The sequence below is a fragment of the Actinomyces sp. oral taxon 169 genome, from assembly GCF_013394715.1.
Classification (GTDB): Bacteria; Actinomycetota; Actinomycetes; order Actinomycetales; family Actinomycetaceae; genus Actinomyces.
Map to the genome: position 1 here is coordinate 25,405 of NZ_CP058259.1, position 23,334 is coordinate 48,738.

Below are 23,334 nucleotides of genomic sequence, written 5' to 3' on the forward strand. Positions count from 1 at the left end.
GGGAGTGCGGTGCAGGCCCGGCGCGACGTCCGCTCAGGCCAGCGAGGGCTGGAGGCCGAGCGTGCCCACGAGGTGCTCGCGGTAGGCGGGAGAGCTGACCTTGTCCAGCCAGGCGCGGGCCTCGGCCAGGCGGCCCTCGATACCCAGGCGCTCGACGACCTCCTCGTTGTTCTCCGCGGTGTAGAAGCGGGTGAGGTCCTCGATGGCCTGCTGGGCCAGGCGGGTGTCGCGGGCGACCTTGGCGTCCAGGCGCTGCGCGTACCACGACGAGCTCAGGATGTTCTCCCGCTCGAACAGGGCGCGGAACTCCGGGCTCGTCAGGTCCCAGCCCTCGCGGGAGGTGCCGTCGATCATGATCTCCAGCAGGGCCCGCAGCGGCGGCACGGCCCACTCGATGGAGCCGTCGGCCCGGTAGTGCTCAGCCACCACCTTGTGGGTGGTGACGATGATGTCCACCGAGTCGGCGAAGACCGCCTCATCCTGCAGCTCGGGACGCAGCATCTCCTCGGTGAAGACGACGTCGGGGTGCAGGAAGATCCGGCCGAAGAAGGTCGAGGTGAAGGCCTGGTTCATGCGGTAGCCCAGGCGCGAGGCCTGGACGGTGCGACCCTCGTACTCGAAGTCCTCGATGCGCTCGAGGTAGCCGCCCTCGACGAGGCGGTGGGCGTCGCGCTCCTCAGCGCTCATGCGCGAGAAGATCTCCGGGATGAGCAGCGAGATGTCGTGGGCCACTTGCACCTTCGGGCCGATGTAGCCGGCCGAGGACAGCCAGCCGTCGTAGCCGCTGAGGGCGTAGGACAGCAGGGCCGCGTTGAGGTCGTAGATGGCCGGCAGGGCGTTGAACGGGGCCTTGGTGAGCGCACCCTCGCTGCCGGCGCCCGTCGTCGAGGGGGACTTGCCGGTCATGGAGGAGATGAACTCCATGAACAGCTCGGGCAGCTCCATGTAGTGCAGCGGGTTGTAGGCGCACAGGGGCGGAACCCCGTCCTCGGGCGGGTTGTTGCGGCGCCCGGCGGCGACGACGTCGACGCTGTGGCGCAGCGCCTCGTCCAGGGGGACGTCCCGGAAGAGGTGGTTGGTCAGGTCCGCCAGCTCCACGTCCTTCGGGTTGGCGATGTCGGGACGCACCTGGAGGTAGCGGGGGTTCTTGGTGGGGGCGCCGTTGACCAGGCGCGGATTGGCCGTGGAGACCCAGTAGGTCTGCTCGGCGGGGTCCTCGGCTTCGGGCAGGGCGGCGGCGCGGGCCACCAGGTCCTGCATGGGCTGGGTGAAGCGGGACAGGCCGGGGGCGTCGGCGGCCATCGCCCGGGCATCGGCAGGCGTCAGCGGCTGGAAGTTGGAGATGAACAGGTCCGCCTGCGGATCCGACATATCCGACTCGGTCTGCTTGTCGTAGCCGCGCACGATCGCGTCGTCGGGCCGCTGGAAGAGCAGGGACTCGCAGTTGGTGACGAACTTGCGCGACAGCTGCGAGTCCGGGGTGGAGACCAGGCCGCCGGGGGCCACGATCGAGGAGGTGATGTCGTCCTCGGTCTGGACTTTGGCCGCCGGCGAGAAGTCCGGGCGCAGGGACAGCAGGCGCCAGGCGCCGTCGTCCTCGAAGCCCACACGCAGCATGTTGACCTTGATGACCTCACCGTCTAGGCGCAGAGAGTTGCCCTTGCGGCCGTTGATGATGCCCACGGAGAAGTGGCTGCGCCAGTCCTGGCCCCAGCTGGGCTGGTAGAAGCGCTTGACGGTGAAGACGAGCTCCTTGATGTGGGCCGGGATCGACTCCAGGAAGGCGTTGTACTCCTCGGTGTACATCGACGACGGCGTCAGCAGCTTGATGACGCTTCCCAGCGAGCGGCGCTCGGAGAGGATCGAGCGGTGGTTGTCACTCTTGTTGGCCGGGTCGACGAAGCGGTCGGCGTAGTTGCCGTCGAGGATCGCCTGGACGGCGTCGAAGTCCTCGTCGACGTCGCCGACGTAGGCCTCACCGAAGACGAAGGCGTCCAGGAGGGACTTGGAGATCTCCGACTTGCCGCCGCCGGAGACGGTGGCCGGCTTGTGGGCCTGCGTGGACCAGGGGGCGGTGCCCACCAGGTGCCACTGGGTGGCGTCGCCCTCGCGGTGCTTGGCGTGGACCCGGTAGCCGTTGGGGGCTACGTAGGTGTTGCCCACCAGCAGCGGGATCGAGGCCTCCTGGCCGTCGGGGCCGGTCCAGGTGATCGTCTGGCTGCGCATCGAGTAGTGGGCGCCGGCGGGCACCAGCACCACGGTGGGGTCGGCCACGACGACGGCTGACCCGTCCTCGCACGCCTCGAAGCGGCCGGGGTTGCGCTCGATGACGTGCTCGAGGGTCAGGCCCTCAGGGGTGTGGACGTCGGTGTACTCCTGGCCCAGGTTGTAGCGCGGGTAGGCGACGGCGCCGCCGGCGTGCTCCTCCTCCACGCAGCCGAAGAGGTTGGCCGAGTACCCGATCTGGGTCTTGACCTCCTTCTTGCAGTAGCCGAAGTAGTTGTCCGCGATGACGGTGACGATGACGCCGCGCTCGTCGCGGGCCACGCACTTGAAGGCCTTGCCGTCGTTGTAGAGCTCGGCCTCGTCCTTCCAGCACTGGCCGTCGCGGCGCTGACGCTCGGTGGCCTCCTCCCAGGAGGGCAGGCCCAGTTCCTTCTTGGTCAGGGTGGTCAGGTGCGGGGCAAGGATGACGCAGCCGGTGTGGCCGGTCCAGGACTCCGGGGCCAGGGAGGAGTCGTTCTCCGGCAGGTAGGGGTCGCCGCCGTTGCCGAAGATGCCCTCGACGAAGTCCAGGTTGGAGACCAGGCCGCCGGGGGCGATGAAACGGATCTCCATGGAGCGCTCGGCGGAGAAGCCGGGGACCTCGGGCACGACGACGGGGCGCAGCAGCAGGGACACGAAGCAGCGGGCCGGGTCCTCCTGGTGGGAGGCCCACGGCAGGGTCAGCAGGTCCTCGGGGGCGTCGACCGCGTGGGCCAGCAGGCGGGCGAAGACATCGCGCGGGACGGCGATCTTGTCATCGGGGATCGGCAGGCCGCCCTCGGCGACGTGGAAGACGCCGGCAGTGGTGCGGCGGTCGTTGCGGGGGTTGTGCAGGACGCCGCCGAGCACTCGGTAGCTCTCGACGTAGTCGGAGGTGAAGCTGGTGGCGTCCTCAGGCAGCGACAGGGCCCGCGCCAGGCCAGGCTGGTCCAGGACGAAGGTGGAGCGGGGCAGCCTCGGGGTGACGGCCGCGCCCTCCAGGTAGGAGTCGAGGAAGGTCTGAATGCGCTGGTCGGCGGCACAGGGGCGGTGAGCCAGCCGACGGGAGAGCTCGCGCTGGCGAGCCAGGATCGGGGACATGAGACGGTCCGCCTCACTCTGCTTGACCGGTGCCGGAACAGGGAGTCCCAGCAGCTCCAAACGCAGGGCGATGGCGGAAGTGGTGGCCGCGTCTGTAGTTGTCATGGCACGAGCCTAGACGGACCAAACGACACGCTCCTGTTACGTTCTGCCTAGAAGGACCGCTTCTCCAGTGTGTTCGACGTCGCACCCGCCGGTCGGTCGCCGGTTGCGTTGACCGACCGGCGCGACGTCGAGCGCTCAGGGCAGGGCGCTCAGGACAGGAGCATCTGGGACAGTGCGGTGCCCACGACGCAGGAGGTGAGCACTCCGATGAGCCCGGGCACCAGGAAGGAGTGGTTGATGACGTACTTGCCGATGTGGGTGGTGCCGGTGGGATCGAAGCCGATCGCCGCCAGGTCCGAGGGGTAGGTGGGCAGGATGAAGTACCCGTAGGAGGCGCCGATGAACCCGACGACGACCACCGGGCTCACCCCGAGTGACAGGGCCATGGGGGCCACGATGAGCAGGCCGGCGGCCTGGGAGTTCACCAGCTTGCCGATGATGAACAGGACGATGGCGTACATCCACGCGTGGTGGGACAGGACCCCTGAGAGGCTGTGCTCCAGGCTCTCCAGGTGGGCGTGGACGACCGTCTCGGTCATCCAGGCGACCCCGAAGATGGAGAACATGGCGGTGGCCCCCGCCTTGAACACGGCGGTGGAGGCGATCTTGCCGGCCTGCACCTTGCAGGTCAGCAGGATCAGTGCCCCGGCGGCGAGCATGACCATCTGGATGACCAGGTTCATACTCAGGCGCTCCATGGCGCCGTTGTCGCCCGTGGGGAACTGGGGACGCAGTACCTCCAGGGCGCCCAGGACGACGACGACGGCGATAGCGCCCAGGAAGATCCAGGTGGCGCGGTAGGCCTGGGGCGGGAACACCTTGCCAATGAGGGTCTCGGAGCTGGAGTGGACGGTGGCGCGGAACTCCGGGTTCTCTAGGCGCTTCTGGTACTCCTCGTCCTCGTCCAGGTCCTTGCCCCGGTGCATCGACCACAGGGCGGCCAGAAGGACCCCACACAGCGACGCCGGGATGGAGATCGCCAGGATCTGGAGGACTGACCAGTGCCGATCGGTGTTCTTGGCGATGATGGAGACGATGGAGACCGTGGCCACCGAGACCGGTGAGGCGGTGATGCCCATCTGGGCGGCGACCGATGAGGCGGCCATGGGGCGTTCGGGGCGGATGTTCTTCTTGATGGCGATGTCCGCGATGATGGGCAGCATCGTGTAGACGACGTGGCCGGTCCCGCACAGGACGGTGAGGAACCAGGTGACGCAGGGACCCAGGATGGTGATCTGCTCGGGATGTCGACGCAGGATCCGTTCGGCCACCTGCATCATGACGTCCAGGCCGCCGGACTGCTGGAGGGTGGCGGCGCACCCGATGACGGCCAGGATGGTCAGGATGACGTCGACCGGGGCCTCACCAGGCTCCAGGCGGAATCCGAAGACGAGGACCAGCAGGCCGATCCCGGCGATGAGACCGAGGGCGATCCCGCCCTTCTTCGCCCCGATGATGAGGCAGGTGAGGATGATGACGACTTGAAGGATGATGCTGAGGGTCTGAAGGGCTGTGCTGGCATCCATGGTGGATCTCCCCGGTTGGGCGGAACGGGTGAGGACGGGTGAGGAGTGGCGCTCCTTGAGCAGGCGAGGAGCCCATACGCGAAACTGACCTAGCGGGAGGATTGAGGTCAGTGTCTCACCAGCAGCCGAGGACCATTGTCCTGGTGGATACCGGCCGTTCTCGGTGTGCTTCGTTGCCGGCTGGGCGCGAACTCACATTCTGGCTCCCGGTGCGCCGTCGTCGACCCTCAAAGCGCATGAGAGCGCTGTTCGGGGCGATTTAGGTGACAACGGGATAACGTGAGTCGGTCGCGTCATGGCTGGTTCCCAGGTCCGCATCGCTACCATCACGGCCCGGTGTTCCTTCATACTGGACGCATGTCGGCGCCCGATGCGGCTTGTCCGCAGCGATCACTCCCGATCGCCGTCGGCGGTCCTGCTGGACGGTGACCGGCCTTCGAGTCGGCGCCAGCAGCCAACATCGGTCATGATGAGGACCTCATGTCGCAACCGGAGCGTTATCCCCCGCGCCGTCGCGGCACCCAGTCACCTCCATGACATCAACCGAAACGAGGAGCGCGTGGCAGAAGGCACGAGTGGGAGCGGACCCAGCCGCCCCGTCGGCAACAAGCTGACCCAGGTGGCCAGCGCCGGTCGGCATACCCTGGGCAGGGTCTCGGGGGGCGGTAAGAAGCCCGGAAAGGGGCGCAAGCAGTCGAAGGCCGAGCGCTCCAAGGACGCCGCCTCGGGGCGCAAGCGCCGTTTCTTCAACTACCCCCGCGCCGGTAAGGGCAAGATCCACCGCTGGATCCCCAGCTGGCGGTTCGTCCTGGGCGTCTTCCTGCTGGGGGTGCTCAGCACTGTCGGCGCCTTCATGTGGGCCTACAACACCATCAAGGTGCCCAAGCCCAGCGAGTTCGCGCTGGCTCAGAGCAGTACGGTCTACTACGCAGACGGAACCACGGAGATGGGGAAGTTCGCGGAGATCAACCGGCAGTCGGTGGACGCCTCCACCCTGCCGGACTATGTCGGCAACGCGGTGGTGGCCTCCGAGGATCGCTCCTTCTACTCCAACAAGGGCGTCGACCCCAAGGGCATCGCGCGCGCCCTCATCAACAACCTGCGCGGAGGCGACACCCAGGGCGCCTCGACCCTGACGCAGCAGTACGTGAAGAACTACTACGTCGACACCACCAGCTCCTACTCCGGCAAGTTCAAGCAGGCCATCATGGCCATCAAGATCGACCGGGAGAAGCCCAAGAAGGAGATCCTGGGCGATTACCTCAACACGGTCTACTACGGCCGTGGCGCCTATGGCATCGAGGCCGCCTCGCAGGCCTTCTTCGGCCATCCCGCCAAGGACATGAGCCCCTCGGAGGCCGCGCTCCTGGCGGGGATCCTGCCGTCCCCCAGCGCCTGGGACCCGGCTGAGAACCCGAAGAAGGCCGAGGAGCGGTGGGGACGAGTCCTGCAGTTCATGCTCGACGACGGCTACATCACCCAGGCCCAGTACAACGAGGCCAAGCAGACGGGTATGCCGCACATCGAGGAGTCCCAGACCAAGCAGGTCTACTCCGGCACCAACGGCTACCTGCTGCAGATGGTGCGCTCTGAGCTTGAGAACAAGGCCAAGATCTCGCCGGAGCAGATCGACACCGGCGGTTTCAAGATCGTCACTACGATCAACCAGAAGGACCAGGAGGCCGCTGTCAATTCGGTCAAATCCCTGCCTCCTGGCGCCTCGCCGAACCTGCGCAAGGCGCTGGTGTCCATCGACCCCAAGACGGGCGGTCTGCTGGCGCTCTACGGGGGTGATGACTATCTGACCAGTCAGGTCAACACCTCGACCGATGCCATCGCCCAGGCCGGCTCCACCTTCAAGCCGTTCGCGCTGGTGGCCGCCCTGGAGAACGGATGGTCCTTGAACAGCGGCTATCCGGCCACCTCGCCGATGACCATCGAGGGCCATCAGTTCCAGAACTTCAAGAACGTCTCCCTGAAGTGGGCCAGCCTCACCCAGGCCACGGAGCAGTCGCTCAACACCCCCTACCTCCAGCTCAATCAGGAGCTCATGAATGCCGAGGACCTGGATGAGGGAATCACGGCCAAGGTGGCGAACCGCGCCGGCTACCCGGAGAACACCGAGGGTCTGAAGACCCCGGAGCAGCGGACTCTTGTCCAGAACGTGCTCGGCTCGGCCTCCCCGCACACGATCGACATCGCGACGGCCTACTCCACCTTCGCCTCGCAGGGCATCCGGCACGACACCCACATCGTGGCCTCCCTCAAGAACCCCGATGGCACGGACCGCTACACGGCGGACACCAAGGGGCATCGCGAGTTCGATGAAGACGTCATGGCGGACACGACCTACGCTCTCCAGCAGGTCGTCTCCGGACCGAACGGCAGTGCGGACAAGGTGGCCGCCAAGATGGATCGCCCGGTCGCCGCAAAGACCGGATCGTCGTCGGACAACAAGTCCGCCCAGTTCGTGGGCTTCACTCCGCAAGTGGTCACCGCGGTGACCCTCTACCAGACGGGAACAGACGGCTCGGAGGAGTCGATCGAGCCCTGGGGGGAGTACGACGAGATCACCGGCTCGACCTACCCGGCGGACATCTTCATCGACTACATGAATGTCGCGCACGAGGGGCTGGAGGTTGAGGACTTCCCGCCGGCGGCCGAGCTGCTGGCCACCCGTGGTGGAACGGTTCCGCAGACCGCCAAGCCCACCGGCGAGCCGGAGGAGGAGGCGACTACGACCCCCACCGCTCCGCCCGAGGCGACTGCGACCCCCACCCCGCAGCCGACCACTGAGCCGACGCCGCAGGGCACCCCGCAGCCTGACGGGAAGCAGACCGAGCAATCGGACTCCCAGAAGAAGCCTGGTGAAGATCAGGGCGGTCAAGGTGACGGTCAAGGCGGTGGCAACAATGGCGGCGACCAGGGCGGTGGCAACCCCGGCAACCCCGGCGGTGGCAACAATGGCGGCGACCAGGGCGGCGGCGGCAACCGCGGCAACCCCGGCGACCAAGGCGGCGGCAACAATGGCGGCAACGGTGGAAACAATGGCGGCGGTGGTAATAACGGCGGCAACCAGGGCGGTGTTCTCTAGCGCCTCGCTGTCCGCCGACTGACCCCGTCCGCCCGCGGACGCCTGACGGTGGGCCGATGACGTGTTGCATGGCACGTCGTCGGCCCACCGTCTCGGCTTTCAGGGCCACCCGGTTGTCCGGTAATGTGGCGAACTGGCTGCGCCGTCAGGCGGATGGACCTCTGTCCACCGGATGGTGCGCCGCACGCATCACCCTCCTGTCACGGAAGGACCGTGACCGCCACAGACCAGAGGAGGTGGGTACCAAGCATGCGTCACTACGAGATCATGATCATCCTCGACCCCGAGACGGACGAGCGCACCGCCAACGCGACGCTCGAGAAGCTGCTGCAGGTCGTTCCCAGCAACGGGGGCACCGTGGACAAGGTCGACATCTGGGGCAAGCGCCGGCTGGCCTACGACATCAAGAAGAAGTCCGAGGGCTTCTACGCCGTCGTGGACATGACCACCACGCCCGAGATCGCCCAGGAGCTCGACCGCCAGCTCGGCCTCAACGAGACCGTCCTGCGCACCAAGCTGCTGCGTCCCGAGGCCTGAGCCTCTACCGGGAACGGAGACAACGCCATGGCCGGAGACACCATCATCACCATCGTCGGGAACCTCACCGCGGACCCCGAGATGCGCTTCACGCCCTCCGGGGCAGCGGTGGCCTCCTTCACGGTCGCCTCCACGCCGCGTACCTTCGACCGCCAGGCCGGCGAGTGGAAGGACGGGGAGACCCTGTTCATGCGCTGCTCGATCTGGCGCGACGCCGCGGAGAACGTGGCCGAGTCGTTGACCAAGGGCACGCGCGTCATCGTCCAGGGCCGGCTGGTCCAGCGCTCCTACACCACTCGTGAGGGCGAGAACCGCACGGTGGTGGAGATGCAGGTCGATGAGATCGGTCCCTCCCTGCGCTACGCCAAGGCCCAGGTCACCCGCCAGCCGCGCGGCGGCGGCCAGGGTGGCTTCGGTGGCGGCCAGGGCGGCCCCCAGGGTGGTGGCTTCGGCGGCAACCAGGGCGGTCAGGGCGGATACAACCAGGGCGGTCCCCAGCAGGGCGGCTACAACGGCGGTGGCGGCTTCGGCGGCCAGGGCCAGTCCGGGTACAACGCTCCCGCCGGTGGCGCCGCGGACGACCCGTGGGCCACGGGCGGCTCCACCTCCTTCGGTGACGAGCCCCCGTTCTAAAGCCGCGACGTCGTCGTCCCGTTCCCTCACACACAACACTTTTCATCTCGTAGAGCGCCCAGGCGCTCAGACCAAGGAGTACCACCATGGCGAAGCCCCAACTTCGCAAGCCGAAGAAGAAGGTCAGCCCCGTCAAGGCCATCAAGGTCGGCACCATTGACTACAAGGACACCGCCACGCTGCGGAAGTTCATCTCCGACCGCGGCAAGATCCGCGCCCGTCGCGTCACCGGCGTCTCCGTCCAGGAGCAGCGCAAGATCGCCAAGGCCGTGAAGAACGCCCGCGAGATGGCTCTGCTGCCCTACTCGAGCTCGGCTCGCTGATCGGAGGCACGCGCAATGACCACCAAGCTCATCCTCACGCACGACGTCTCCCACCTCGGCTCCGCCGGCGAGGTCGTGGAGGTCAAGGACGGCTACGCCCGTAACTACCTCCTTCCCCGCAAGCTGGCCACCCCGTGGACCAAGGGCGCCCAGCGCCAGATCGACCAGATGGCCGAGGCGCGCCGCAAGCGCTCCATCGAGTCCCTCGAGCACGCCCAGACCGCTCGCGCCTGGCTGCAGGAGAACGTTGTGACCGTCTCCGCGACCGCCGGTGACAACGGCCGCCTCTTCGGCGCCATCACCACTGCGACCCTGGCCGACGCCGTTAAGGCCGCCGGCGGCCCCGCCGTCGACCGCCGCAAGATTCAGGTCGTGCCGCCGATCAAGTCGACCGGCCGTCACAGCGCCTCCGTGCGCCTGCACTCCGACGTCGTGGCCCCCCTCGAGGTCAACGTCGTTCCCGCGCGCTGAGCGCCGGGCATTCTTCCGCCGTCGGGCCGGGTCCTCCCCGTGGGGATTCCGGCCCGATGGCGTTGTCGTGGGTCTGTGTTGTCTCATGGCTTCTGAGAGTTTCGGATGTCATGACATCTGAGACATCGGTGGGGTGTGTCTGCCGGATGGGGAGAGCTGCTGCTTCAGTCTGCCGGAGAGGGGCTGGCCCGGTCACTGTGGTGGCTGCCGTCGTCGTCTGGCTGCACTGCACGAGGTGTGGGTGTTACTGGACGAGGGTGGGGTGCACTTTGGGTGGGTGGGGCCTTCGTGCAGTATGCACAACCCTTGGCCAGTGGATCCCGACCCTCGTGGAGCAGGCCGACTCGAGGCGGGACCGGCGTTGAGTCATAGCCTCCGTACCCCAGCGCAGACGACGGTCAGGGAGCGGCGCAGGAGGGCCGTTGACGGAGGTGCCGGTCCGTGCCGTAAGGACCCCGGACTCTCGCTCCTGCGCGGCCTGGTGTCCACGGTGCTGACATTACCGGGCCTGGAGTCAATGTTCCCAGCGGGGATCGTTGGAATTCTGCGGTTCTTTTTCGTTGTGCGGCGCCGGTGCGCCTGTGATGTCAGCACCATGGACGCCGACACCCCGTCATGTCTCGCCCCTAAGCCATCCTCGCCCCCTGGACCACTAGCCTGTCCCGGGTTCCTGCCCGAGCGAGTGTCTCAGAAGTCATGACACTCACATGTCTCAGAAGTGAGGAGACAGCACAGTGCCCTGAACCCTCGACCTCGAGGCATAAGGTACGAACGCGCGGGGAAGAGACTTGGGCGAGGGCGGCCGGTCAGTGGCGCCAGGCGGTGCCGCGCGAGCGCAGGTAGGTGGTGGCGCCGCGGGCGGCCATGAAGACCCAGGCGAAGGCGATCCACAGCAGCACCAGGCCCGACGTCGCCCCATCAGCCCCTGGCAGCACGCCGCCCCCGATCAGCAGCGCGAGCGGCACATAGGGCACCAGCGTCACCAGACCCGCGCGGGCCAGGTAGCGGCCGTCACCGGCGCCCATGAGCACGCCGTCGAGGAGGAAGACGACCCCGGCGAGTGGCTGCGCGCTCGCCGCGACCAGGAGCGTCGGAGTCGCCGCCGCGATGACGCCCGTGTCAGAGGTGAAGGCGCGGGGCAGCCAGGCGGCGCCCGCCGCCATGAGCACTCCGATCAGGATCCCTGTTCCGGCCCCCCAGGCCAGCATGCGCTTCAGAAGCTCGTCAATGGTCCAGCCGGCGGTCGCCGCAGCAGTCCCGGCCTCCTCCTCGGTGAGGCCCTCAGCCTCTGGTGCGTTGGAGTCCGGGTGCGCCCTTTGGGCCTGTCCCAGGGCGGTGCCGATGAGCGCCTGCGCCGCCACCGCCAGTGCGTCCAGGGCGAAGGCCGCGAAGGTCCACAGGGCGTTGACCACCTGGTGGGCGGCCAGCGACACCTCGCCGAGCGCGGTTGCCGCCCACACGGTCACCAGGATCGCCACCCGCAGGCTCAGTGAGCGGATGAGCAGCGGCGCCCCACTGCCCAGGGAGGCCCGCAGCCCCTCGCGGTGGGGAAGCAGTCCCACGCCGGCCGCCCGAGCCGCCCGGGCGATCGGACCGGCCAGTGCCAGCGCCATGGCCGTCTGCGCAATCGCGGTGCCGGCGCCCGAGCCTGCGATCCCCATCCCGACGCCGTAGAGCAGGATCGCGTTGACGACGACGTTGAAGACCGCCCCGGCTGTGGCCACGACGAAGGGCGTGCGCGTGTCCAGCAGGCCGCGCAGCACGCCGGTGGCGGCCAGGACGACGAACATCCCGGGAAGACCCGGGCAGGAGGCGCGCAGGTAGGCCACGGCCGCCTGAGCCACCGCGCCGTCGGCGCCCATCGCCGCGGTCAGCCAGGGGGCGGTCAGCCCCAGGAAGGCGCCCGCCCCCAGCCCCAGCAGGAGCGCCAGCCACATGCCGTCGACGCCGGCCCGCAGGCCCTCGGTGCGCCGGCCGGCCCCGAACAGCCGCGCCGTCGTCGCCGTGGTGGCGTAGGCCAGGAAGACGAAAAGGCCCACCGTCGTCGTCAGGATCGTCGAGGCCAGGGACAGGCCCGCCAGGCTCACTGCGCCGAGGTGGCCGACCATGGCCGAGTCCGCCAGGACGAAGAGCGGTTCGGCGATCAGTGCCCCCAGTGCGGGGACGGCCAGGGACAGGACCTGACGGTTGAGGCCGGAGGAGGAGGGGCGACTGGTGTTGGGCACGGCCCCCATTGTGGACCAGGGGTCCGGGCCGGAGCATCAGCGCCCCGGCGGTCCCCCGGCGGTCCCCGGGCGGTACCGCGCGGGGAGGAGCGCGTGGCCGCCACCGCGGAGCGCTCGAGGGTGGGAGCCGGGTGCCGGCTTAGAGCACGGAGGGAGACTGCCCGGGGAGGTCCTCACGGCCAGGTTGAGGATGAGGTTGAGGTGAGGTCGCTGCGCTGGAGCCTGGGCGTGATCGAGGCTACGGATCGCCGGTATTGTCCTGGGGGATCGCACAACTATTCGAGCCCCAGGAAAGTACTAGAAGGCTGAATACTTGCTGAGGATATGCCTGATGAAGCCGATGTTCGGCCGAGATGGCGGGGTCTGGGGATAACTGGAGCGGACCACCCTGTAGAGGAGTCACAAACGGTGCGGACCTCAAGTCGAAGATGATGTTTGTCCACAGGTTTACCCACTTGTCCACAGATCACATTGTGATGTCGTGGGAAGAACCTATAGGAAGCCTGAACTCTCAGATTCCTGGTATCCCAAGGAAAAGTCGCCTTGCTGTGGGGGAGTCGCTTCCAGTGCGCACATCCGTGTCCACAGCCTGCCCACCTCTGTCCCCAGGCTCTGGGGGTCTTCCCACAGCGGGGGTGCGGATATCCCCAAGCCGGGTGAACTTGAGAGTTTGCGGGGCCTGCCCGATGGCGTTATGGTCACGCGCGCGCTCCACGCGGGCGAGCGTCTTCCTGACGCGGCGGGCCGTCGTCGGGAGCAGTAGGACGAGCCGGGACCAACCGGCGTGACAGTGCGGGAGGTGGCCGGATGGACAACGGCATGGGCGCTCAGGCCGGATCGGGCGGCGCCGACGGCGGAAGCGTCCGCACCGACAGCTCCGCCTTCGACCGCCTCCCACCCCAGGACCTCGAGGCCGAGATGGCCACGCTCGGCGGCATGCTCCTGAGCAAGGAGGCCATCACCGACGTCATCGACGTCCTGCGCGGCCCGGAGTTCTACCGCTCCGCCCACGAGTCGATCTTCGACGCGATCGTCGAGGTCTACAACCGCTCCGAGCCCGCCGACCCGCTCATCGTCGCCGACGAGCTCTCCAAGCGAGGCGAGCTCGAACGGATCGGCGGCGCCCCCTACCTGGCCACCCTCATGGCCACCGTCCCCACCGCTGCCAACGCCGGCTACTACGCCCGCATCGTCAAGGACAAGGCGCTCATGCGTGGCCTGGTCCAGGCCGGTACCCGCATCACCCAGCTGGGGTACTCCACCGACGCCGGCGACATCGCCGAGCTCGTCACGCTCGCCGAGGCCGAGGTCTACTCGGTGGCCCACCACGAAGGGGAGAAAGAGGACTACGTCGCCGTCTCCGAGCTCCTGGGCGAGGCCAACCTGGAGATCGAAGCCGCCCAGAACCGCGACAACGGGGCGCTGACCGGGGTCCCGACCGGCTTCATCGAGCTCGATGAGCTCACCGGCGGGCTCCACCCCGGCCAGATGATTATCGTGGCTGCGCGACCCGCCATGGGGAAGTCCACGCTCGCCGTCGACTTCTGCCGCTCGGCGTCGATCCACCACGGGATCACCAGCTGCTACTTCTCCCTGGAGATGGGGCGCATGGAGCTCATGATGCGCATCCTGGCCGCCGAGTCCAGCGTGGACATGAACAAGCTGCGCGGCTCGCGCCAGATGGAGGACCGCGACTGGACCGACGTCGCCGTGGCCTACAACCCCGTCTCCAACGCGCCGCTGTTCATCGATGACTCACCCAACCTCACGATGCCGGAGATCCGCTCCAAGGCGCTGCGCATGAAGCAGCAGCACAACCTGGGGCTCATGGTCATCGACTACCTCCAGCTCATGAGTTCGGGCAAGCGCGTCGAGTCGCGCCAGCAGGAGGTCTCCGAGTTCTCCCGCTCCCTCAAGCTGCTGGCCAAGGAGCTGGAGATCCCGGTGATCGCCGTCGCCCAGCTCAACCGCGGTCCTGAGCAGCGCACCGGCAACAAGCCCCAGATGAGCGACCTGCGCGAGTCCGGGTCGCTGGAGCAGGACGCGGACATCATCGTGCTGCTGCACCGCCCGGAGTACTACAACAACGAGGAGCGCCCCGGCGAGGCCGACATCATCGTGGCCAAGCACCGCAACGGCCAGACCCGCACCATCCCCGTGGCCTTCCAGGGGCACGTCTCGCGCTTCGCCAACATGGCGCGCGACGTCACCCCCGAGCCCGCCTACGAATAGGCCGGCCCGGCAGGGGACGGGGCCGGGAGGCGGACCGTGCGCAGCCGCAGGACGCCCACGGCCCAGCTCGCCGCTGTCAGCAGGACGGCCATGGCGGCGCCATGCTCTAGGCCCCGGCGTAAGTAGTCGGCGGTCTCGGACCCCAGATTCTCCACGACGACGCTCGCGAGCTCCCGGGTCGACCACAGCGGCAGCACTCGGGTCCAGCCCTCGGAAGGATCCACCAGCACTTGCACCGCCATGACTGACAGCAGCAGAAGAGCCCCCTCGAGGTCCCGTGGAACCAGGGCGGCGGCCAGGGAGCCCAGGGGAGTGGCCACGGTGGCGGTCAGCAGCAGCATGACCGGCACTGCGCCGGGGTGGGTGAGCTCGTCACCGATCGTGGCCAGGACGAGGCCGCTGTAGAGGAGGCCGAGGATCCACCCGAGTCCGAGCACCGCGAGGTAGCGGCCCAGCAGCAGGCTTGCGGGCCGAGCCCCGCTCACGGCGAGGCGGCGGTCCACTGAGCGGGACGAGACCTGCGTGAACAGCGCCAGCGTCGCCGTCGCCCAGCCCAGGCCGATCGACAGGAGCCGAATGGCGGTCCAGTGCGTCTCCAGGCGCACCAGGTAAAAGGTCAGGGGCAGGAGGGTCGCCAGTGCGAGTGCGCCGCGCCGTCGGGCGAGCTCCCGCAGGGTGACGAGTGCGACCAGGCCCGTGGTTGCGGCCTTCGCCCGGAACCGAGCGCCCTCGGAGCGGCCCCACTTGGTCTCCGGCGTGGACTGGTCAGGCAAGGTGCTCATGCGGACTCCTTTCGCTGTACCCGCCGGGGCATTCGGAGGACAGCCCGGCTTGCGTCCTCCTGCGGGGCCGGGAGCTCGATGACGCGGTCGACCAGGTCGACATCGCGCAGCAGGTGGGTGACCAGCAGGACGCCCGCGCCCGAGGTGCGCCAGGCCGAGATGAGAGCCCACAGATCCTCGTAGGCCAGGGCGTCCAGGCCCTGGTAGGGCTCATCCAGCAGGAGTAGATCGGGCGCGTCGAGCTGGGCGAGAGCGACGTTGAGCTTCTGCTGGGTCCCACCCGAGAGGGTCCCGGCGGTCTGGTCTCCGCGAGCGGTCCAGCCCAGGCGGGTGAGGAGGCGGTGGCCGGTCGAGACGGAGCGGCCTTGCCGGATCCCGCGGGCCGCCCCGAAGAGCCGGAGGTGCTCGTCCACCGTCAGCAGAGGCGACAAGGAGTCGAGCTGAGGCGCGTAGCCGAAGTTCGGCGTCCGCTCGATGCTCCCGCCGGTTGCGCGCAGCAGGCCCGCGCAGAGCTGAAGCAGGGTCGACTTGCCGGCGCCGTTGGCCCCGACGACGGCGACGACCTCGCCCCGGTGGATGGTGAGGTTGATGTTGGACAGGACCGTGCGCCTGCCGCGGTGCGCGGAGACGTCCCTCAGGCGCAGGACCACGGGGGATGCGGGCGAAGTCTTGGCAGATGCGGTGGTGGGGCCGGTGGTGCCGAGGCTGGCAGTGGCGTGGGGTGACGCGCTGTGCGGGGCTGGGACAGGCGTTGCCGTCTGGTAGTCCCGCAGTGCGGAAGCGACCTCGCGAGCGTAGAGGACTGCCGGACCGTACAGGTTGCCGGGTGGCACCCCGGCCGCCTCGGCCTCCGCCCGGGTCGAGGCAGCCGTGCGCTCGACCTCGGAGGACGGCAGACCGTGGGAGGCGAGCTCTACCTCGAAGCTTCGGTACCAGTCGGTCGTTGTGTCCTGTGCCGGGTCCCCGGCCTCCTCGGGCCGGCTCATGAGGGGGCCTCCGTGCGTACCCTGCGGCCCTCGATGAGAGCACCGACCGCTGTCGAGAAGGTTCGCCACTCGGCCCGTCGTGCGGCGAGCTCGGTGTGTCCGGCGTCCGTCAGCTCGTAGTACTTGCGGGCGGGCCCGGAGGTGGAGGGGCGCCAGGAGACCGCGACAAGGCCGCGCTTCTCCAGGCGCATAAGAGCCGGGTAGAGCGTGCCGCCGGGTACCTCATCCAGGCCGGCCGCGGCGAGCCGCTGCGCCAGGGACAGCCCGTAGTCGGAATGCTCGGCCAGCAGTGAGAGCAGACAGGGTTCCAGGAATCCGCGCAGGAGGCGAGCTGCTGATGAGTCCATGGTTTATAGACTACCTAGTTACTAGGTTATCTATCTACTGGGTCGGCGTGCCGATTCTCAGGGGTCGATGTGTCACGGATGGCGACTTTTAGGTGCGTCGGTGTTGCGTCGCGCCGGCGGGCCTGGGGTGTCTATGCAGGTCAGGTCGGTGTGGATGGGGTGGCGGCCGCAGCCGTCCGCCTGAAAAGTCGCCAGGAGTGACAGAAGTGGGCGTGGATGACGCACGTCCGCCGCCGACGGGCTGAAAACCGTCGGCGGCGGATGGTGGAGCGAGAAGATCGGTGAGGAACTGAGGTGCGGCTCAGCGTCGCTGCTCAGGCCTGTTGGTACTCGCCCTGGTAGACGTAGAGGAAGGGCATGTTGCCGCGCAGGCCGTGCCGGATGGAGGAGGAGACGACCTCCTTGGCGGTGACGGCGGCCTCAAGCGGGGAGGCGCCCTTGGCGAGCTCGGCAGTCACCGCGGCGGCCAGAGTGCAGCCGGCGCCGTGGACGCGCTCGGTGCCCACGGCCTCAACCTCGAGGACCTCCAGGGTGGTGCCGTCGTAGAAGACGTCCAGCGCGGTACCGGTGCCCAGCGACGGGCCGGCCTTGGCCAGGACATTGGGGACGCCCTGGTCGTGGATGCGCTTGGCGGCGTCCTTGAGCTGCTCGACGGTGGTGATCTCCTCCATGCCCGCCAGCGTGGCGGACTCGAAGAGGTTCGGGGTGGTCATCGTGGCGCGTGGCAGGATCTTGGTGCGCAGGGCGTTGTCCACCTCGAGGGCGCCCTCGAACTCCTGGCCCTTACAGATGAGGACCGGGTCGAGCACTACGGCGGGGAAGTCGTAGGCCTTCAGGGCCTGCTCAACGACATCGATGGTGGGCGCCGTCCCCAGCATGCCGATCTTGACGGCGTCGATGCGCGAGTGGACGGCGGCGCAGGTCTCGATCTGGTCGGCGATGACACCGGGGTCCACCGGGACGAAGCGGTGGTTCCACCCGTCCTTGGGGTCCATGGACACGATGCAGGTCAGGGCGGTGCAACCGTAGACGCCGAGGGTGTGGAAGGTCTTGAGGTCGGTCTGGGCGCCGGCGCCGCCCGAGGCCTCGGAGCCGGCGATGGTCAGGGCGATGGCAGTCATGTCTCTAGCCTGCACCGGTCGGGGCGCACGAGCCAAGCCGGGCCGGTCGCATCGAACCGGCCCGGCTCGGCGGGCCGGTTCGTCAGCGGCCGTGGGCTCAGGCGTTGGCGATGGTCCAGCGGTGGCCGCGGTGCGCGTCCTTCTCGGCCTCATCCACCAGGGCGACGGCGAAGTCGGCCACGGAGATCTCACTGCCCGCGGGCTGGTCGCCACCCTCGGTGTAGGTGCCGGTGCGCGGCTTGTCAGTGAACTCCGGGGCGGGGGAGAGGAAGGTCCAGGTCAGGGCGCTGCCGGCCTCGCGATAGAGGTCGAGGACCTCGGTGAAGGCCAGGGCCTCGGGCTTGTACTCCTCGGGGAACCCGGGGGTGTCCACCAGGCGGGTGCCGTCGGGCGTGAGCAGGGAGCCGGCGCCGCCGACGACGATGAGCCGGCCGCTGGGGGCGGCCGCGATGAGGGCGCGGTGGGCGTCGATGACGGGCTGGGCGGACTCTCCGCGGCCGGCGGAGACGGTGATGACGGTGGCGTCGGAGCCGTTGATGAGGTCGACGACGGCCTGCGTGTCGGCCAGGGTGAGGGTGACGTCCTGCGCGGCGCCCTCGGCGTGACGGCCCGAGCGCGAGGCGGAGACGACCTCGTGGCCGCGGCTGGCGGCCTCGGTGACGGTGGCCGAGCCGACCATGCCGGTTCCTCCGATGACGGCGATCTTCATGACTTCCTCCAGGTAGGTGGGGTGCTGGTCCGAGGTGAGTGCGCCGGGTGCCGGCGACCTCGCGATGACTCGATGATATGATTTAGGTACTAAGTACCTCAAAGTAACTAAGGGAGTGTGTTGTGTCACGAACTGAGGGGTTGATGGCTGATCGGCGGGAGGCCGCACGAGGTGGCGTCAGCAGTCCGAGGAGTGTCGTCGCCGCTCGCGGCATCGACACTGCGGGTGTGGAAAGCGCGATCGAACCATCCCCGGGCGAGTCAGGAGACGCTGTTCCTCGGGAGAGTGCTTCATGCTGTGCGGCTCCCTCCGCTGAGGGAGCTCAGGCTCCGGTCTTCGACTTTGACATCCTCTCGCCCGCCTGCCCGTCGCGCACGGTGCTGCGCCACGTCGTCGATCGCTGGACCCCGCTGGTGGTGACGGTCCTGGCCGACGGGCCGAGCCGCTTCGGCGAGCTGCGCGCTCGGGTCGGCGGGGTGACGCCCAAGGTCCTCACCCAGACGCTGCGATCCATGGAGCGCGACGGCCTGGTGACGCGCACTCAGCTGCCGGGCGTGCCGCCACGGGTCGACTACGAGCTGACCGACCTGGGCCGCAGCCTCCAGGCCCCCATCGACGCGCTGCGCACCTGGATCCACACCCACTCCGCCCAGATCCTGGCCCACCGCGAGTCCTACGACGCCGTCGAATCCTGACACTCCGGCGCGCTCGGGACGTGAACGCGATCGTCCCTGCGGCTGTTTCTGCGGCCGGGGACATTCTGCGCGGTCGGGGCCTTCCCGGTCAGCCGGGGACGTGTCGCGCGTCCGGGGACAGGATTCCGGTCCCCGACGGCGTCGAATGCTCCCGCCCGGAATGACACGCCCCCGGCCGCGTGCGATGTCCCCGTCGGTGGTAGGACCGTGGGCTCAGGCGGCCGGCGCCGTGGGCTCAGGAGATGGGGCCGCGCCCGGCGGCGCCTGCTGGTGCCCGTCGGGGGCCGACTGCGTGACCGACCGCGCCGCAGCCTCGCCGATGGTCGCCCCGGCTGACGGGACGATGAGGAAATCAGTACCACGGCGACGTCGAATCGGGGACCATAGATCTATGAGCGCCGCCACTTCCCTCCCGCCATCCCTTAACGACATCGTCTTCCACGTCCTGGACCCGCTTGAGGCGGTCGAGCGGGACATCTTTCTCACGCGCGCCGAGGCCTGGTACCCCGACCTTCTCGACGGGCTCACCACCCTCTACGGCGACGCCGCTGAGGAGGAGGCCCTCAACCTGCTCGCCCTGGCCGCCCGGGCCTATGCGGAGCGCGACTACGAGCTGCGCCGCCTGGACCTGGCCCGCACCCTCGACCCCGCCTGGGCCCAGCACCCGGGCCGCGTCGGATACGCCGCCTACACCGAGCGCTTCGCCGGCACCCTGCGCGGCGTGGAGGACCGCATCGACTACCTGCGCGAGCTGGGTGTCACCTACCTCCACCTCATGCCGCTGCTTACCCCGCGCCCCGGCGACTCCGACGGCGGCTACGCGGTCGCCGACTACCGCACCGTACGCCCGGACCTGGGCACCATGGAGGACCTCGAGCACCTGGCCGGCGAGCTGCGCGCCGAGGGCATCTCCCTGGTGGTGGACCTCGTCCTCAACCACGTGGCCGCCGAGCACGAGTGGGCGGAGCGGGCCCGCGCCGGCGAGCAGCGCTACCGCGACTACTTCCTCATCTTCCCCGACCGCACCGAGCCCGACGCCTACGAGCGCACCCTGCCGGAGGTCTTCCCGGACTTCGCCCCCGGCAACTTCACCTGGGACGACGGCGTGGGCGGCTGGGTGTGGACCACCTTCAACTCCTTCCAGTGGGACCTCAACTGGCGCAACCCCCACGTCATGGCCGAGTTCGCCGGCATCGTCCTGAACCTGGCCAACCGCGGCGTCGAGGTGCTGCGCCTGGACGCCATCGCCTTCACCATCAAGCGCAAGGGCACCGACTGCCAGGGCCAGCCCGAGGTCCACGCCATCACCGAGGTCCTGCGCGCCCTGACCCGCATTGCCTGCCCCGCCGTCGACCTTAAGGCCGAGGCGATCGTGGCCCCCACCGAGCTCCTCCAGTACCTGGGCCAGGGCAAGTACACCGGCAAGGTCTCCGACCTGGCCTACCACAACTCCCTCATGGTCCAGATCTGGTCCATGCTCGCCGCGCGCGACACGACGCTGGCCGTTGAGGCCCTCCAGAACCTGCCGGTCGAGCCGTCCACCGCCACCTGGATCACCTACCTGCGCTGCCACGACGACATCGGCTGGGCCATCGACGATGACGACGCGGCCGCCGTGGGCCTGGGCGGCTACGACCACCGGTCCTTCCTGTCCGACTGGTACAGCGGCGAGTACCCCACCTCCGACGCCGCGGGCCTGGTCTTCCAGCACAACCCGGCTACCGGGGACCGGCGCATCGCCGGGACGGCCGCCTCGCTCATCGGGATCGAGGCCGCTGCCCAGGCCTGGGAGGGTGTCACCGACGAGACCCCCGAGCATGAGGCCGAGGCGCTGTGGACCTGGCGCGAGGAGCGGATTCACTCCCTGCGCATGGCCCACGCCATCGTCTACGGCTGGGGCGGCATCCCCGTCCTGTGGAGCGGGGACGAGCTCGCCCAGCCCAACGACCCCAACTGGGACACCGAGCCCGGCCACGAGGCCGACTCGCGCTGGGCCGGTCGCCCCCGCCTCGACGAGGGCCGGCTGGCCAACCGCCGCGACCGCTCCACCGTCGAGGGGCGCGTCTTCACCGACCTGGCGCACATGGCGCAGGTGCGCGCCGGCCTGCCCCAGCTCGACGCCGCCGTACGCACCCAGGTCCAGGACGTCGACGACCCCGGGGTGCTGGTGACTTACCGCGACCACCCTCGCGGCAGCTTCGTGGGCGTGTACAACGTGACGCCGCAGTGGCGCTCGGTGGCCGCCGACCAGCTCGCCCGGCTCGGGGTCATGGGGGCCACCGACGTCCTGACCGACACGGTCCCCTTCGGCTCCACCAGGCTGGACGGGGCGGGGGACGGACGCGTGCCCGTACCGCCCTACGCCGCCTGGTGGCTGGTGCGCCCCACGGACTGAGACGGACCAAGGTCCCGGCACGGAGTTGGGCCCCGGGCGGCGGGCGTGCATCATTAAGGGCGTGACCCGCCGTAGCCTCTCCACCTCGTCAGACGCCCCCGATTCCGCAGCCGCTTCTGCGGCTACGGCGGTCACTGAGCCATCCGACGTCGCCCGGGAGACCGTGCTCGTGTCCGCGGCACTGGACTCGGCCACGCCTGCGGCCCTCCTGGCCGGGGCCATCGACGTCGAGCAGGCGCCCCGCCCGCTGAGCGTCTTCGACCTCATGCGCATCGGCATCGGCCCCTCCTCCTCCCACACCGTGGGCCCCATGCGGGCCGGCCGCGCCTTCAGCCGGGAGCTGGCCGAGGCGGTCCGCCCGGGCGGCGCGGGGGCATCCGACGGCGAGTGCGCCTCACCGGCCCCCGGCGCCGGCCTGCCGCAGCCCACCCGCGTCACCGTCGAGCTCTACGGCTCGCTCGGCGCCACCGGCCGCGGGCACGCCACCGACCGTGCCGCCGTCATGGGCCTGGCCGGCTACGAGCCCGAGACGGTCCCCGCCGTCGTGTGCGAGTCCCTCATGGAGGAGGTCGAGGCCGCCGGAGAGCTGGTGGTCGACGGCGTCGGCCCCATCCCCTTCAGCCCGAGTGCCGACATCCACTTCCTGCCCGGGCGGATCCTGCCCTACCACGTCAACGGCATGACCCTGACCGCCTACTGCGCCAGCGGCGCCGAGATCCTGCGCCGCACCTACTACTCCGTGGGCGGCGGCTTCGTCATGGAGGACGTCGGTGTGCCCGGGGCGCCGTCTATCCAGGCCCTGGCGACCGCCTCCGCCTCTCAGGCTCACGCCACCCCCGCACCCTTCCCCTTCACCACCTCGGCCGCGATGCTGGAGATCTGCGAGCGCGAGGGCCTGAGCGTCTCCGACGTCGTCCTGGCCAACGAGCTCTCCGCCCGCAGTCGCGAGGAGGTCATCGCCTACCTGGACCGGCTGCGCGCCACGATGCGCGCCTGCATCGAGGCCGGCATGAACGCCGAGGGCATCCTGCCCGGCGGACTCGGCGTGCGCCGACGCGCCAAGGCCCTCCACGAGCGGCTGTGCGCCCAGTCGACCGGCCCGGCCGCCGCCTTCACCATGGCCGACCCCCTGCGCGGCATGGACTGGGTGGACCTGTTCGCGCTCGCGGTCAACGAGGAGAACGCCGCCGGGCGCCGCGTCGTCACCGCCCCCACCAACGGTGCGGCCGGCATCGTCCCGGCGGTCCTGGCCTACTACGAGCGCTTCATCCCCGGGGCCGACGACGACGGCGCCCGCCGCTTCCTGCTGGCCGCCACCGCCGTGGGCGGGCTCATCAAGACCAACGCCTCGATCGCAGGGGCAGAGGTGGGCTGCCAGGGAGAGGTCGGATCGGCTTCCTCGATGGCGGCCGCCGGCCTGGCTGAGGCCTTGGGCGGGACGCCCGCCCAGGTGGAGAACGCCGCCGAGATCGCCATGGAGCACAACCTGGGGCTCACCTGCGACCCGGTGGGTGGGCTCGTCCAGATCCCCTGCATCGAGCGCAACGCGGTGGCCGCGGTTAAGGCCATCAACGCCGCCCGCATGGCACTGTGGGGCGAGGGCCGGCACGCCGTCAGCCTCGACACCGTCATCGAGACGATGCGCCAGACCGGCGAGGACATGCTCGCCAAGTACAAGGAGACCTCCCGCGGCGGCCTGGCCGTTAACGTCGTGGAGTGCTGAAGAGGTCGCTCTGTAGAAAAGAGAAGCATCCACAGGGACAGTGGTGAGCTCCGGATTTGCCGAAAACGCTGGGCCGCACGAGGTA

General features: G+C 69.1%; 17 protein-coding genes. 9 read left to right on the forward strand and 8 right to left on the reverse strand.

Translation table 11 applies throughout. From position 1 onward, the window contains the following. Positions 1 to 33: 33 nt before the first annotated feature. Both HW274_RS00130 and HW274_RS00135 read right to left on the reverse strand, forming a co-directional pair. Entirely contained in the window at positions 34 to 3,450 is a 3,417-nt protein-coding gene (locus HW274_RS00130) for a hypothetical protein (RefSeq protein ID WP_075255323.1), read from the reverse strand. Between the two features lie 149 nt (positions 3,451 to 3,599). Then, positions 3,600 to 4,976 (reverse strand): anaerobic C4-dicarboxylate transporter, encoded by a 1,377-nt coding sequence (locus HW274_RS00135; RefSeq protein ID WP_075255324.1) that lies wholly within the window; start codon positions 4,974 to 4,976, stop codon positions 3,600 to 3,602. Between the two features lie 559 nt (positions 4,977 to 5,535). On the opposite strand from HW274_RS00135, the gene HW274_RS00140 reads away from it, so the two are divergent. The 5 genes from HW274_RS00140 to rplI all read left to right on the forward strand — a co-directional run bounded on the left by HW274_RS00140 (position 5,536) and on the right by rplI (position 10,034). Then, positions 5,536 to 8,070, forward strand: a complete 2,535-nt coding sequence (locus tag HW274_RS00140; RefSeq protein ID WP_185988937.1) for a transglycosylase domain-containing protein — start codon at positions 5,536 to 5,538, stop codon at positions 8,068 to 8,070. A gap of 249 nt (positions 8,071 to 8,319) precedes the next feature. Further along, a complete protein-coding gene (gene rpsF, locus HW274_RS00145; RefSeq protein ID WP_003788455.1) occupies positions 8,320 to 8,607 on the forward strand; it encodes a 30S ribosomal protein S6 in 288 nt (95 codons plus the stop codon). Between the two features lie 27 nt (positions 8,608 to 8,634). Beyond that, the gene (locus HW274_RS00150) at positions 8,635 to 9,240 is read left to right on the forward strand and encodes a single-stranded DNA-binding protein (RefSeq protein ID WP_075248150.1); all 606 of its coding nucleotides are present in this window, start codon (positions 8,635 to 8,637) and stop codon (positions 9,238 to 9,240) included. Positions 9,241 to 9,326: 86 nt separating this feature from the next. Then, on the forward strand, positions 9,327 to 9,563 hold the full coding sequence (rpsR, locus tag HW274_RS00155) for a 30S ribosomal protein S18 (protein ID WP_003783656.1): 237 nt from the start codon (positions 9,327 to 9,329) through the stop codon (positions 9,561 to 9,563). A 15-nt stretch (positions 9,564 to 9,578) separates the two neighbouring features. After that, entirely contained in the window at positions 9,579 to 10,034 is a 456-nt protein-coding gene (gene rplI / locus HW274_RS00160) for a 50S ribosomal protein L9 (protein ID WP_075255326.1), read from the forward strand. An 806-nt stretch (positions 10,035 to 10,840) separates the two neighbouring features. On the opposite strand, the gene HW274_RS00165 is transcribed toward rplI, so the two are convergent. Next, positions 10,841 to 12,268, reverse strand: a complete 1,428-nt coding sequence (locus HW274_RS00165) for an MATE family efflux transporter (protein ID WP_075255357.1) — start codon at positions 12,266 to 12,268, stop codon at positions 10,841 to 10,843. Positions 12,269 to 13,066: 798 nt separating this feature from the next. Between HW274_RS00165 and dnaB the strand changes: the two genes are divergently transcribed. Then, positions 13,067 to 14,491 carry a replicative DNA helicase gene (gene dnaB, locus HW274_RS00170; RefSeq protein WP_009406849.1) on the forward strand — a complete coding sequence of 475 codons (1,425 nt, stop codon included), beginning with the start codon at positions 13,067 to 13,069 and terminating at the stop codon, positions 14,489 to 14,491. On the opposite strand, the gene HW274_RS00175 is transcribed toward dnaB, so the two are convergent. The 5 genes from HW274_RS00175 to HW274_RS00195 all read right to left on the reverse strand — a co-directional run bounded on the left by HW274_RS00175 (position 14,482) and on the right by HW274_RS00195 (position 18,436). Then, the gene (locus HW274_RS00175) at positions 14,482 to 15,273 is read right to left on the reverse strand and encodes a hypothetical protein (protein WP_075255356.1); all 792 of its coding nucleotides are present in this window, start codon (positions 15,271 to 15,273) and stop codon (positions 14,482 to 14,484) included. The genes dnaB and HW274_RS00175 overlap by 10 nt on opposite strands. Beyond that, complete coding sequence (locus tag HW274_RS00180) at positions 15,270 to 16,259, reverse strand: ATP-binding cassette domain-containing protein (RefSeq protein WP_075255355.1); 990 nt, start codon at positions 16,257 to 16,259, stop codon at positions 15,270 to 15,272. Before HW274_RS00180 ends, HW274_RS00175 begins: the two co-directional genes overlap by 4 nt. Continuing rightward, a complete protein-coding gene (locus HW274_RS00185; RefSeq protein WP_075255354.1) occupies positions 16,256 to 16,606 on the reverse strand; it encodes a PadR family transcriptional regulator in 351 nt (116 codons plus the stop codon). Before HW274_RS00185 ends, HW274_RS00180 begins: the two co-directional genes overlap by 4 nt. A gap of 314 nt (positions 16,607 to 16,920) precedes the next feature. Continuing rightward, complete coding sequence (locus HW274_RS00190; protein ID WP_075255353.1) at positions 16,921 to 17,727, reverse strand: hydroxymethylpyrimidine/phosphomethylpyrimidine kinase; 807 nt, start codon at positions 17,725 to 17,727, stop codon at positions 16,921 to 16,923. A gap of 97 nt (positions 17,728 to 17,824) precedes the next feature. Further along, complete coding sequence (locus HW274_RS00195) at positions 17,825 to 18,436, reverse strand: NAD(P)-dependent oxidoreductase (RefSeq protein ID WP_075255352.1); 612 nt, start codon at positions 18,434 to 18,436, stop codon at positions 17,825 to 17,827. Between the two features lie 239 nt (positions 18,437 to 18,675). On the opposite strand from HW274_RS00195, the gene HW274_RS00200 reads away from it, so the two are divergent. The 3 genes from HW274_RS00200 (at position 18,676) to HW274_RS00210 (ending at position 23,249) form a co-directional block, all read left to right on the forward strand. Then, the gene (locus tag HW274_RS00200; RefSeq protein WP_081376312.1) at positions 18,676 to 19,131 is read left to right on the forward strand and encodes a helix-turn-helix domain-containing protein; all 456 of its coding nucleotides are present in this window, start codon (positions 18,676 to 18,678) and stop codon (positions 19,129 to 19,131) included. Positions 19,132 to 19,522: 391 nt separating this feature from the next. After that, a complete protein-coding gene (locus HW274_RS00205) occupies positions 19,523 to 21,526 on the forward strand; it encodes an alpha-amylase family protein (RefSeq protein WP_075255351.1) in 2,004 nt (667 codons plus the stop codon). A gap of 61 nt (positions 21,527 to 21,587) precedes the next feature. Beyond that, on the forward strand, positions 21,588 to 23,249 hold the full coding sequence (locus HW274_RS00210; protein ID WP_313902162.1) for an L-serine ammonia-lyase: 1,662 nt from the start codon (positions 21,588 to 21,590) through the stop codon (positions 23,247 to 23,249). Positions 23,250 to 23,334: the final 85 nt, after the last annotated feature.

Bases quoted from the DNA above. Each gene is read 5' to 3' on its own strand.
- HW274_RS00130 (WP_075255323.1), bottom strand. From the start codon at position 3,450: ATGACAACTACAGACGCGGCCACCACTTCCGCCATCGCCCTGCGTTTG.
- HW274_RS00135 (WP_075255324.1), bottom strand. From the start codon at position 4,976: ATGGATGCCAGCACAGCCCTTCAGACCCTCAGCATCATCCTTCAAGTC.
- rpsF (WP_003788455.1), top strand. From the start codon at position 8,320: ATGCGTCACTACGAGATCATGATCATCCTCGACCCCGAGACGGACGAG.
- HW274_RS00150 (WP_075248150.1), top strand. From the start codon at position 8,635: ATGGCCGGAGACACCATCATCACCATCGTCGGGAACCTCACCGCGGAC.
- rpsR (WP_003783656.1), top strand. From the start codon at position 9,327: ATGGCGAAGCCCCAACTTCGCAAGCCGAAGAAGAAGGTCAGCCCCGTC.
- rplI (WP_075255326.1), top strand. From the start codon at position 9,579: ATGACCACCAAGCTCATCCTCACGCACGACGTCTCCCACCTCGGCTCC.
- HW274_RS00165 (WP_075255357.1), bottom strand. From the start codon at position 12,268: ATGGGGGCCGTGCCCAACACCAGTCGCCCCTCCTCCTCCGGCCTCAAC.
- dnaB (WP_009406849.1), top strand. From the start codon at position 13,067: ATGGACAACGGCATGGGCGCTCAGGCCGGATCGGGCGGCGCCGACGGC.
- HW274_RS00175 (WP_075255356.1), bottom strand. From the start codon at position 15,273: ATGAGCACCTTGCCTGACCAGTCCACGCCGGAGACCAAGTGGGGCCGC.
- HW274_RS00180 (WP_075255355.1), bottom strand. From the start codon at position 16,259: ATGAGCCGGCCCGAGGAGGCCGGGGACCCGGCACAGGACACAACGACC.
- HW274_RS00185 (WP_075255354.1), bottom strand. From the start codon at position 16,606: ATGGACTCATCAGCAGCTCGCCTCCTGCGCGGATTCCTGGAACCCTGT.
- HW274_RS00190 (WP_075255353.1), bottom strand. From the start codon at position 17,727: ATGACTGCCATCGCCCTGACCATCGCCGGCTCCGAGGCCTCGGGCGGC.
- HW274_RS00195 (WP_075255352.1), bottom strand. From the start codon at position 18,436: ATGAAGATCGCCGTCATCGGAGGAACCGGCATGGTCGGCTCGGCCACC.
- HW274_RS00205 (WP_075255351.1), top strand. From the start codon at position 19,523: ATGAGCGCCGCCACTTCCCTCCCGCCATCCCTTAACGACATCGTCTTC.